Origin of the sequence: Herbaspirillum rhizosphaerae, from assembly GCF_046025915.1 — a bacterium.
Lineage (GTDB): Bacteria > Pseudomonadota > Gammaproteobacteria > Burkholderiales > Burkholderiaceae_D > Herbaspirillum > Herbaspirillum rhizosphaerae_A.
In genome coordinates this window covers 1-11,339 of the sequence record NZ_JAQQFR010000028.1, presented here as the reverse complement: position 1 = coordinate 11,339, position 11,339 = coordinate 1, and the positions used below count along the sequence as shown (strand labels likewise).

Annotated in this window: 12 protein-coding genes and 1 tRNA gene; 7 read left to right on the top strand and 6 right to left on the bottom strand. The window is 52.5% G+C overall.

What is annotated here, in order from left to right; all coding sequences use genetic code 11:
• Positions 1-33: 33 nt before the first annotated feature.
• Both PQR63_RS23520 and PQR63_RS23515 read right to left on the bottom strand, forming a co-directional pair.
• Positions 34-720, bottom strand: coding sequence for a DUF2461 domain-containing protein (locus PQR63_RS23520; protein ID WP_094562509.1), 687 nt, complete (start codon positions 718-720; stop codon positions 34-36).
• Positions 721-806: 86 nt separating this feature from the next.
• Entirely contained in the window at positions 807-1,976 is a 1,170-nt protein-coding gene (locus tag PQR63_RS23515; RefSeq protein WP_094562510.1) for a Do family serine endopeptidase, read from the bottom strand.
• A 25-nt stretch (positions 1,977-2,001) separates the two neighbouring features.
• On the opposite strand from PQR63_RS23515, the gene PQR63_RS23510 reads away from it, so the two are divergent.
• On the top strand, positions 2,002-2,772 hold the full coding sequence (locus tag PQR63_RS23510; protein WP_408170707.1) for a Nif3-like dinuclear metal center hexameric protein: 771 nt from the start codon (positions 2,002-2,004) through the stop codon (positions 2,770-2,772).
• Positions 2,773-2,826: 54 nt separating this feature from the next.
• On the opposite strand, the gene mscL is transcribed toward PQR63_RS23510, so the two are convergent.
• On the bottom strand, positions 2,827-3,258 hold the full coding sequence (gene mscL / locus PQR63_RS23505) for a large conductance mechanosensitive channel protein MscL (RefSeq protein WP_408170705.1): 432 nt from the start codon (positions 3,256-3,258) through the stop codon (positions 2,827-2,829).
• A gap of 256 nt (positions 3,259-3,514) precedes the next feature.
• On the opposite strand from mscL, the gene petA reads away from it, so the two are divergent.
• The 6 genes from petA (at position 3,515) to PQR63_RS23475 (ending at position 7,798) form a co-directional block, all read left to right on the top strand.
• Positions 3,515-4,123, top strand: coding sequence for a ubiquinol-cytochrome c reductase iron-sulfur subunit (petA, locus tag PQR63_RS23500; protein WP_408170703.1), 609 nt, complete (start codon positions 3,515-3,517; stop codon positions 4,121-4,123).
• A gap of 2 nt (positions 4,124-4,125) precedes the next feature.
• Positions 4,126-5,574 (top strand): cytochrome b, encoded by a 1,449-nt coding sequence (locus PQR63_RS23495; protein WP_408170701.1) that lies wholly within the window; start codon positions 4,126-4,128, stop codon positions 5,572-5,574.
• A gap of 19 nt (positions 5,575-5,593) precedes the next feature.
• Positions 5,594-6,358 (top strand): cytochrome c1, encoded by a 765-nt coding sequence (locus tag PQR63_RS23490; protein WP_094562515.1) that lies wholly within the window; start codon positions 5,594-5,596, stop codon positions 6,356-6,358.
• Between the two features lie 99 nt (positions 6,359-6,457).
• Entirely contained in the window at positions 6,458-7,069 is a 612-nt protein-coding gene (locus PQR63_RS23485) for a glutathione S-transferase N-terminal domain-containing protein (RefSeq protein ID WP_408170699.1), read from the top strand.
• A 141-nt stretch (positions 7,070-7,210) separates the two neighbouring features.
• Positions 7,211-7,699: a ClpXP protease specificity-enhancing factor gene (locus tag PQR63_RS23480; protein ID WP_408170697.1), complete on the top strand. Its 489-nt coding sequence runs from the start codon at positions 7,211-7,213 to the stop codon at positions 7,697-7,699.
• Between the two features lie 23 nt (positions 7,700-7,722).
• Positions 7,723-7,798, top strand: a tRNA-Thr gene (locus PQR63_RS23475).
• 204 nt (positions 7,799-8,002) lie between these two features.
• Here PQR63_RS23475 and PQR63_RS23470 read toward each other — a convergent pair.
• From PQR63_RS23470 to PQR63_RS23460, 3 genes are all read right to left on the bottom strand, one after another.
• Positions 8,003-8,458: a hypothetical protein gene (locus PQR63_RS23470; protein ID WP_408170695.1), complete on the bottom strand. Its 456-nt coding sequence runs from the start codon at positions 8,456-8,458 to the stop codon at positions 8,003-8,005.
• Positions 8,459-8,976: 518 nt separating this feature from the next.
• The gene (locus PQR63_RS23465; protein WP_408170694.1) at positions 8,977-9,978 is read right to left on the bottom strand and encodes a serine hydrolase domain-containing protein; all 1,002 of its coding nucleotides are present in this window, start codon (positions 9,976-9,978) and stop codon (positions 8,977-8,979) included.
• Positions 9,979-10,093: 115 nt separating this feature from the next.
• Complete coding sequence (locus tag PQR63_RS23460; protein ID WP_408170692.1) at positions 10,094-10,954, bottom strand: hypothetical protein; 861 nt, start codon at positions 10,952-10,954, stop codon at positions 10,094-10,096.
• Between the last annotated feature and the right edge of the window lie 385 nt (positions 10,955-11,339).

Sequence of the window (11,339 nt, the reverse complement as noted above, 5' to 3'; positions counted from 1 at the left end):
ATGCAGTGGCTTTTTTATTTGGCCGGAGGCCGATTACTCGGGTACCACCAGGGGGATCTGGCGCAGCCAATGCACCAGCGGATATGCATCCTTGAAGCCAGCCAGTACTTCCTTGCCGAGATCGGCTGGAATCTTCTTCTTGATGCTGCTTTCTTTCCAGACGATGAAGTTCTTCAGCTTGACGTATTCGATATGCGGGCTGTCGGCGTCGAAACCCTTGGGTGGACGCGTCAGTTTGCCTTCTTCCTGCAAACCGCCGTAGTTGTCCTTGATGGACTTGGTCTTGATCACCTTGCTGAAACCAGCGGCATCGGAAATGACCGTTTGACGGATTGCACGCAGGCGATCCGAGGGCGGCATGTATTCACCACCGGCGATCAGCAACTGACCGTCGGCATCGATGTGGAAGTAATAGGCAGGTCCGCCGCCGGAGCTCGGTTTCTTCAAGCCGCTGGCCGTCAGCGAAGCGGAGAAGTGCGTCTTGTACGGGCTCTTGTCGTGCGAGAAGCGCATGTCGCGGTTGATGCGAAACAGTGCTTTCTTTGGATTGCAGCTGGCGATGATCGGATCGAATTTGCTGATGTCGGCGATCAACTGAGTCACCAGTTCCAAAAACTCGGCACGCAGGATGTCATAGCGTGGCTTGTTCATGACGAACCAGGCGCGGTTATTGTTCTCCGACAGCTCTGCCAGATATTGAGTCAGATCACGGATGTGCATACGCTTGCTCTCTTGTTTCTATTCGTGGTGTTCGCTTCAGCTGATACGAGAGTAACGAGGGCTGCTCGTTACTCTCGATTTCTTTGCTATTCGCGCTCTTCGCGTTTCGGCGGCGGGCGCTTGCCGACGACGATTTCCAGTGTGGTTTCCTGCGCCTTGCGCAGCACGGTCATCTTGGCCTTTGCTCCAGGCGTCAGTTGCGCGATCAGGTTTAGCATTTCGGTCGTGTCGCTGACGGTCTTGCCTTCAACGCTGATCAGGATATCTCCCGGCTTCATGCCGGCCTTGTCCGCAGGGCCATTCTTGAGCACGCCCGCGATAATGGCGCCGGTCTTCTTGGTCAGGCCGAAGCTTTCTGCCAGTTCAGGTGTGATGTCCTGTGGCTCGACGCCGATCCATCCGCGGACGACCTGGCCGTGACTGATGATGGCTTCCATCACGTTCTTGGCGGTCGAGACGGGAATGGCGAAGCCGATGCCCAGGTTGCCCCCGGTACGCGAATAAATCGCCGTGTTGATGCCCAGCAGGTTGCCGTTGGTATCGACCAGTGCACCGCCGGAATTGCCCGGGTTGATCGCTGCATCGGTCTGGATGAAGTTCTCGAAGGTGTTGATGCCGAGGTGATTGCGACCCAGCGCCGAGATAATGCCCATGGTGACGGTCTGGCCAACGCCAAACGGATTGCCGATGGCCAGCACGATGTCGCCGACGGTGGCTTGCTCCACATGCGCCAGCGTGATGGCAGGCAGGTTCGGCAAGTCGATCTTGATTACGGCGAGGTCGGTTTCCGGATCGGTGCCGACGACTTTTGCGGTTGCCTTGCGGCCGTCAGCCAGCGCCACTTCGATTTCGTCGGCGGCTTCGACTACGTGATTGTTGGTCAGGATGTAGCCTTGCGGGCTGACGATCACGCCGGAACCAAGGCTGGATTGTTTGTCGTCCTGTTGATCCTCGAACTGGTCACCGAAGAATTTCTTGAAGAACGGATCATCCATGAAAGGATTTTTTTGCGGGCGTGCTTCCGTCGTGGTGAAGATGTTCACCACCGACGGCATCGCCTGACGCGCGGCGTCTCGATAGGAGTTAGGCGTCGGCGCACCGGGAGCGGCTTCCTGCATCTGAACCGAGGAAGCGGCGGGACGCACGCGGGAACTCAAGGTTCCACTGGCCCAATCAGGCTTCAAGGTAGCTACAATGAACCAAACCGCCAAACCGACCGTTACGGTTTGTGCAAACAACAGCCAAAAACGTCGCATATTGAAATAAAAATGAGGATAAAAGATGACCCTGCGCACAGCAAATAGGGATGAACTTGCCAAATACTTAGCGCAAACGCTGAATATCGCACAATACCGCGATTATTGCCCAAATGGGCTACAGGTGGAAGGGCGTGCCGAGATCGGGCTGGTTGTCAGCGGCGTCACGGCGAGCCAGGCGTTGATTGATGCGGCGGTGGAGTTGAAGGCAGACGCCATTCTGGTTCACCACGGCTATTTCTGGCGCGGCGAGGATCCGCGTGTCATCGGTACCCGGCAAAAGCGCCTTAAGTCGCTTCTGACGCACGATATCAACTTGTTTGCTTATCACCTGCCGCTCGATGGTCACGCTGAGCTTGGCAACAACGCACAGCTCGGGCGTCAACTCAGCCTGATCGGCGAGGATCGCTTCTGCGACGATAAGCTGGGATGGCTGGGAAGTGTGCAGCCCGACGCCAATGTCGCGACCGTGGGTGACCTTGCCCGCCTGATTGAGCGCCGCCTGGGGCGCACGCCTCTGCTGATCGGCGACGCCAATCAAGCAATCGGCAAGGTAGGTTGGTGCACCGGCGGTGCGCAAGGCTTTCTTGGCGACGCCATTGCCGCCGGCGCATCCGTGTACATCAGTGGCGAAATCTCCGAACAAACCGTGCATCTGGCGCGTGAGAGCGGCGTCGCCTACATCGCCGCAGGTCACCATGCCACCGAACGCTACGGCGTGCAGGCACTGGGTGCGCATATTGCGGAGCAGTTCGGCATTCATCATCAATTTATCGACATCGACAATCCGGCCTGATGCAATTCCCCGATAAAAAAACCCGCTGCGAGCGGGTTTTTTTGTATCGCGAGCTTATTTTTTCAGCGAATCACGGATTTCACGGAGCAGGACGATATCTTCCGGTGGTGCGGCAGGAGCGGCGGGCGCCTCTTCTTTCTGATGGCTCGCCAGATCGCGCGCTTTATTGATCATGCGCACCATTTGGAAAATGATGAAAGCCAGAATCAAAAAGTTGATCAAAATAGTCAGGAAATTGCCGTAGGCGAAAACCGCGCCGGCCTTTTTCGCCTCAACCAGCGTCAGTTGGCTTCCCTGGCCGTTCAGCGGCAGGTAGTAGTTCGCAAAATCGAGTCCGCCAAAGATTCTTCCGACCACCGGCATGATGATATCTTGCACCAACGATTCGACGATTTTGCCGAAAGCACCGCCGATAATCACACCGACAGCGAGGTCGACAACGTTGCCCTTGAGCGCGAAAGTACGAAATTCTTGCATCATGCCCATCTTTTTCTCCTATAAATTGTTGCAAAACGACGCAGTCGGTTATATCGTGCTTCGATTAAAAAGTAAATTGCTGGCAATTTATTGCACAATACAAAAAACAGAGACATTTCTATGGAAGTACTTGAAATATTAAAAAAGTTCCATAAATCGCATTTCCCGAATTGTTATTCGCTTTAAAAGGCACTTCAGGTTAGTTATAATCTAAGGTTGCTGGAAGTTCCGTTGAGTTTTCGTATTTTCACTAATTGGGGTTGGTATGAGTAACGAAAAACAGGTCGACTCCAGTCGGCGAGGTTTGCTCGTCGCGACTTGCGCGGCGGGTGGCGTGGCAGGACTGGCTACAGCAGGAGCATTTGTTTCAACTTTTCAACCATCTGAGCGCGCTAAAGCAGCGGGCGCACCGGTCGAAGTGGATATTTCCACCTTGGCACCGGGAGAGATGAAAACCGTCGAATGGCGCGGCAAGCCTGTTTGGATTCTGAAGCGCACACCGGAAATGGTGGATTCGCTGAAAAAAGTCGACGCACAGGTCGCTGATCCTCAATCCAAGCGCACCGAATTTTCTACCACCCCTGAATACGCACTGAACGAATGGCGTTCGATCAAGAAGGATTTGTTGGTCGTCGTGGGTATCTGTCCGCATCTGGGCTGCTCGCCAAGCTCCAAGTTCCAAGCTGGTGCGCAACCATCGCTGCCGGACGACTGGCAAGGTGGTTTCCTTTGTCCGTGCCACGGTTCAACGTTTGACCTGGCGGGCCGGGTCTACAAAAACAAACCGTCCCCAGACAACCTCCAGGTTCCACGGTACATGTTTGAAGGTGACACGAAACTGGTCATCGGCAAAGATGAGAAAGGCGAGGCGTAACCATGGCTGCATTCCAAGAAAAACAATTGCCGAAAGACGCACCTGTATCCGCAAAAGCATTGAACTGGGTTGACGCCCGTTTTCCTCTGACTTCCACTTGGAAAGCTCACCTTTCCGAGTACTACGCTCCCAAGAATTTCAATTTCTGGTACGCCTTCGGTTCGCTGGCGTTGCTGGTTCTGGTCATTCAGATCGTGACCGGGATTTTCCTGGTGATGCATTACAAGCCGGATGCCAACCTGGCCTTCGCTTCCGTTGAATACATCATGCGCGACGTCCCCTGGGGCTGGCTGGTGCGTTATATGCACTCCACCGGCGCGTCGGCATTCTTCATCGTGGTCTACCTGCACATGGTGCGCGGCCTGCTGTACGGCTCGTACCGCAAGCCACGCGAGCTGGTCTGGCTGTTCGGTGTGGCGATCTTCCTGTGCCTGATGGGCGAAGCCTTCATGGGTTACCTGCTGCCATGGGGCCAGATGTCGTACTGGGGCGCACAGGTGATCGTCAACCTGTTCGGCGCGATTCCTTTCATCGGCCCTGATCTGTCGCTGTGGATTCGCGGCGACTACGTGGTTTCCGACGCGACGTTGAACCGTTTCTTCTCGTTCCACGTGATCGCGATCCCGCTAGTGCTGATCGGTCTGGTGGTTGCGCACATCATCGCGTTGCACGAAGTCGGTTCGAACAATCCGGATGGCGTCGAGATCAAGGAAAAGCTGGACGAAAAAGGCGTGCCTCTGGACGGTGTTCCTTTCCATCCTTACTACTCCGTGCATGACATCATGGCGGTTGCCGTGTTCCTGATCGTATTTACCGCCGTCGTGTTCTTCGCGCCGGAAATGGGTGGCTACTTCCTCGAATACAACAACTTCATTCCAGCCGATTCGCTCAAGACCCCGCCGCACATCGCGCCGGTCTGGTACTTCACGCCGTTTTACTCGATCCTGCGTGCAACGACCTCGGACTTCATGGTCTATCTGATGGCCGGTATTGCCGCCTACGTCGCGCTGCTGCTGGTGAAATCAAACCGCAATGCGATCTTCAAGATCGCGGCGATCGTCATCGGTGTAGCGATCATTGCCGGTATGGCGATTTTCGATGCGAAATTCTTTGGTGTCGTGCTGATGGGTGTCTCCGTCATGATCCTCGGCGGCTTGCCTTGGCTGGATCATTCAAAAGTGAAGTCGATCCGCTATCGCCCGAGCTGGCACAAGCATATCTACATCGTGTTCGCGATTGCGTTCCTGGTGCTGGGATATCTGGGCGTCAAGCCGCCGGGAGTCTGGGGTGCGCTGCGTGTCGGTGAACACATTATCCTGAACGATATTGCTCAGACCGTAAGTCAAGTATGTACTTTCATTTACTTCGGTTTCTTTTTGCTGATGCCATGGTGGAGTGCTGCAGGACAGTTCAAGCAAGTGCCTGACCGCGTTACTTATCATCCGCACTAAGCCAGCCACGAGGATAAAAATGATATTGCTGAAAAGACTGATTGCGACTCTCGTGCTGCTGCCTGCGCTGGCTTACGCCAATGAAGGCGGGTACCCGCTGGATACGGCGCCGGATCGCACGACCGACGTTTCTGCCCTGCAAAATGGCGCCAAACTGTTCGTCAACTATTGCCTGAATTGCCACTCGGCATCAGCCATGCGTTACAACCGTCTGCGCGACATTGGCTTGTCGGAAGACCAAATCAAAAACAATCTGTTGTTCACCGGCGAAAAAGTCGGCGATCTGATGAAAAACACCATGCTGCCGCAAGATGCCAAGGCATGGTTTGGTGCGGTTCCGCCGGACTTGTCCGTGATTGCCCGTGCCAAAGCGTCCGAATCAGGCACCGGTCCGGACTGGATCTATACCTATCTGCGTACGTATTACAAGGACGACAGCCGCCCAACCGGCTGGAATAACATGGTTTTCCCTAACGTCGGCATGCCGCACGTGTTGTGGGAATTGCAAGGTATTCGCGCTCCAAAGTATGCCGAAGAGAAAGATCCGCACGAAGAAGGCAAGACCATTCACAAGTTTGTCGGCTTCGAACAGTTGAAACCAGGCAAGATGACTGCTGTCGAATACGACAATGCGGTCGCTGATTTGGTCGGATACTTGCAATGGATGGGTGAACCCGCGCAAAATACGCGTAAGCGTCTCGGCGTCTGGGTTTTACTGTTCTTGGGTTGCTTCCTTGTGTTGGCATGGCGTCTGAACGCCTCCTTCTGGAAAGAAGTTAAGTAAGCAGTGAAGTAAGTTTATTGTGTCCGCGCAGTCTGCGGACGTACGTATCGGGGTGAGACGTACAGCGTCTCACCCCTTTGTTTCTAAGGCACTACAAAAATGATGGTTCTCTACTCGGGCACAACCTGCCCATTCTCGCAACGTTGCCGCCTCGTTCTGTTCGAAAAGGGCATGGACTTTGAAATCCGCGACGTTGACCTGTTCAACAAGCCGGAAGATATCTCGGTCATGAACCCATACGGTCAGGTGCCTATCCTGGTCGAGCGCGATCTGGTTCTGTACGAATCCAACATCATCAATGAATACATCGACGAACGCTTCCCGCATCCGCAACTGATGCCGGCAGATCCGTTGATGCGCGCGCGTGCACGCCTCATGCTGTTCAATTTCGAAAAAGAATTGTTCATCCATGTGCACACCCTGGAAAATGAAAAAACCAAGGCAGCAGAAAAATCTCACGAAAAGGCCCGCGCAGAAATCCGCGATCGCCTGACTACGCTGGCTCCGTTGTTCCTGAAGAACAAGTACATGCTCGGCGACGAGTTCTCCATGCTCGACGTCGCGCTGGCGCCGTTGCTCTGGCGTCTCGACCACTACGGTATCGAACTGTCGAAGACAGCAGCGCCGCTGATGAAATACGCTGAGCGTATTTTCTCGCGTCCTGCTTACATCGAAGCACTGACACCTTCTGAAAAGGTCATGCGTCGTTAAGCTTCGCGCTGCATTTTGTATTATCCTGTCTCGCCGGTTGATCCATTTCAATAGGACAATCGGCGAACGCATTTAAGATGGTCGCTTTCAAGATTGCAGCGTTATTGCGCAGCAGTCCGTTTTTCCAGATCGGTTTTTGTCATGCCAGAAGTATCTACCAAACCTTATCTCCTGCGCGCCATCTACGAATGGTGCACAGACAACGGCTATACGCCGCACATCGCGGTCGTGGTGGATGCGCGAACGCGCGTGCCCATGCAATTCGTCAAGAACGGTGAGATTGTCCTCAACATTAGCTTCGAAGCCACCAGTGGCCTCAAGATGGACAACGACGTCATCGGTTTCAGCGCACGTTTCGGTGGTGTCTCGCGCGACATTTCGGTTCCTGTCGATAACGTCATCGCCATCTATGCGCGCGAAAACGGGCAAGGCATGGCGTTCGAAGCGCCGGCAGTGCTCGCTGTCGGCGAACAGACGAATGATCAGCCTGAGGCAGCGCCGGCGCAGCCTTTAGGCCTTGCATCCGTCCCGGCATCGGAAAAAGTCGAGTCCAGTAGCGAAGAAAACCACGATAATGAGCCTGAACCACCAAAAAAAGGTGGAAGACCTGTACTAACCAGAATTAAATAGGCTATAATCTCGTTCTCAGTTTTGCTGGCTTAGCTCATCTGGTAGAGCACCTGACTTGTAATCAGGGGGTGGCGGGTTCAAGTCCTGCAGCCAGCACCAGTATTTAAAAGGCTCTCCGACCGGAGAGCCTTTTTCTTTTGCTCCGCAATGCACTTTTTTTTGCGGAGCAGGCTGTTTTTTGGTGATTTTATGCAGTCGCTAAAACAGGATAATTTTTACTCGCAAAAAAATAGCCCGAATTCATCGGGCTATTTTTTTGCCTACTAAGTCCGCTTCTGGCCGATTTCAGCCATCCGAGTGCAATTATATTTCGACATGAAGACGTCCTCTTTTTACTCCGAGACTACCGCGACTGACATCGTGGGTAAGTATTGCCCATTGCGGTTGGCCGTTCGCAGTCATGAATGAGGTCACTCGCAAGCCGTTCGAAAGCAAGATGCAAATTTCTGGAAGTGCGCCGAATAACTGCACGTCGAGAATTGATTCTCCGACGATCTTTTTAAATATCTTTGGCCAGCTACGTTCAGCGCTCCAGCTTCCTCCCAGGATAGATTTAGGTCCTTCAATACGCCAACTCCATTCAATCATCACAGAGATATCCCCTGTGGGCTCACCTGGTTCACCATTGAGTTTCCTCGATTTTCTGAGGCTACCCAATTCAATAAAGATTGCCGAGCCACCGCCTCTCCACACATGAGATATTTTCTCTCCGATCAATGCTTCAAAGAACGGTGTTGCAAGTGATGAATTTGATTTCATATTCTCGAATTCTTTGGCAAAAGGATACTTGCAACCGAGGTCCGCTTCTGGCCGAAAGCGGGTATCAGCGCAAACTGGAACTACTTCGTAAAAAAATTATTGCAGACGTGACAGCCCAAGCAACCACCATAATAAAAGTCATGTTTGACGCAATACTTAAGAGTCTCCGAAGGGAAATACCCAGCCTGTATCAACTTTGTCGCACTTCTGGACGCAACTTCTGCCAAGAGAGTTTGGGCTTGTGTCCAGCTGACATGTTTCGCAATCAAGCTGAAGTCACCCAGATTCAATGCGTTATTTGCGGCGACACGGACTTTTAGCTGGCTCTCATATGCATTAGTGGCGACCATAAGCCGCAAAAGGTCAGCGTATGGTTCGAATGCCTTGGCATAAACGTCAAATGTGACTGGGTCTTCCATTATTTGATTTAGGGTTGAGATCTGAAGTCCGCTTCTGGCCGATTGCAGCCGTCGCCAGCAGAGAACGGAGCACTCGCTGAGGCGTTTTTGGTCGTTGTTCTAATTCTCGGAAACGCACATTTTTAGCCATTGAATAGCAGGATGTTCGCCAGGAAGGACCACGTGGGCTATATCGCTCATCAAGCGAAGACCTGTATTGCTGTTGGTGAACAAAACAACGCCAGACCGCTCGGGTCGACTTCCCATTACGAATGTACGCACGCCAGATATTTTTCCCCATTGGAAGAACGTGCCGCGGCCTAGCTCCAATCCCCAGCCAAGTCCCCATCCGATGTCCTTTTCGGTTTCAGCGGGCACGCTTTCCAGGTGCTCGGCAGTTCCCTTTGTGGCATTGATAGCAGGGGCTAGCCATTGCTCGCTTGTTGCTTCCTTCAGTCTTTCACCACTCAGTACCGCCGCAAGAAAAGCGCCATAATCAGTTGCGGTCGTTTGAAGCGAGTAAGAAGCACTAGCGCGTGGAGGGTGATGTTTATCTAGCCGTTCACCGTTTTCATGTGGCTGCGCCACATTGTCGGCGTATTGATGTTGCCATTCAAAACTGGACGATTTCATGCGAAGCGGTTCGAATACAAGCCGCTTCATGTTGGTTTCCAGAGACTCGCCCGTTATCGCTTCAATAGCGCGTTGAAGATAGGAAAATCCAACGCTGGAATAGCTAAATCGCGTACCCGGATGAAAATGAACTTGCGGAGGATCTTTGCTCCATAAATTGGGAAGTCCTGATGTGTGAGTAAGAATATGGCGCGCCGTGATTCTTGCCGCCGCAGGCGAGTCTTCCACGACTGGCGAGACATACGCCGAAAGTACCTCGTCCAGCTTGAGCATGCCGGCATCCACAAGCTGGAGCACTGCATAAGCCACCATAGGCTTACTGAGTGAAGCCGCATCAAACACAGTTTGATTGTCGACAGGCTCACCTTTGACATTGTCTCTGACACCGACAGCAGTCATCGTCAACACGCCGTCGCGAATGACGGCCATGGATGCGCCAGGCACAGAAGCTTCTGAAATTGAAGAACGTAGTAGGGTCTGTGGCGTCATTTTTTATTTTATTTGATCCGAGCGACTAATCATCGCAGAAATCGTCAATTCCAAGTCCTACTTTTATCGCGGCTGCTTCTGGCCGATTGCGAACATGCAGCAACGAAACTCCCTTTCAGTTATGTCCATCAAAACGCACTACAACTACCTTCAACGGAAACGCTGAAATATCCCCGTCTTTGGCGGTCGTACGCTTCAGGACTACGCGGCAGTATTTGCTGTCCAATACAAGCTGGCCCCATTCGTTGAAGGATGTCGTCCATTCGATCTTCGATCCAATCGGCCCACCCAAGCTAATGCCGCTGCTAGTCAGGCTTCCATTGAACATATTTGGAACTGCATCCTTTGCTACCGGTTCGCGGCGGAAAATAGTGACGGCGGAAGAATCTATCTTCCACACATCGTTGAAAAATCCGTAAGGTGGCATTTGACTTCTCGGGACCCGCTCGTACGCAATGACTTCCCACATACCCTTTACTTTTTCAAACGCAGGCAGCCCAGAGTAATCGCTGCGATCATATTGAGAATCTTCAGACCTTGAACCATCAGTCACCAGCTGTAGACTTTGGGGCTCAAGTTTGGTCTCAACGCTCTTTACACGTTTAAAGATGCGCTTGGCTTCGGAGGTCTGTGTCATCACCATCGTGCTGCTATCAGCAAAAGTGATGTTCACCTCCCGCTGTCGCTGCGCTCCTGGGGCATTCAGTTTTAATTGTTTTCCGTCAAAGACATAGTCGACTGCAGTAACGCCTTCAACTGATATCTGATCGGGGGCCAGAACATATAACTTACCCGTTTCAGAAAAATACAGTTTTTGATTCGACACGCCATTTGGCATGGTATTCATTGCAGCTTGTGGAGCAACGTACGTCAACTCCCAAGTCCCAGTGATTGAAGACGGCTGGGCATGAGCGAGGCTGGAGAAAATCGCAATAACCGCAAACAGCTTTCTCAAGCGAGAACTAATTCGAGACATCTTTACCCTCGTTAAAGTAATAAATGTTGCGGGCTAGGCATCTGATGACACAGCCCAAGTTAATGTTTTCGACGTCCGCAATTGGCCGATTGCGGACCTTGGCAGGCAGCCCAAGCCGCAACTCTATCAAGGAATTTTGTTTTATTTCACTCGCGCTCATTATTTCCTCTAATTTTGCTCCGCAATTTCCTATCGAATCAGGCACAATGCGGCTTCACGGGCGGGATATTTTTGTGGATTGCGGAGCAAAAAACAATCTAAGTGCTTGTTTTTAATGAAATCTGGCCCGGACTTGTAATCAGGGGGTGGCGGGTTCAAGTCCTGCAGCCAGCACCAAGTTTCAATGAAAAAGGCTCACCTTTTGGTGGGCCTTTTTCTTTTGCTT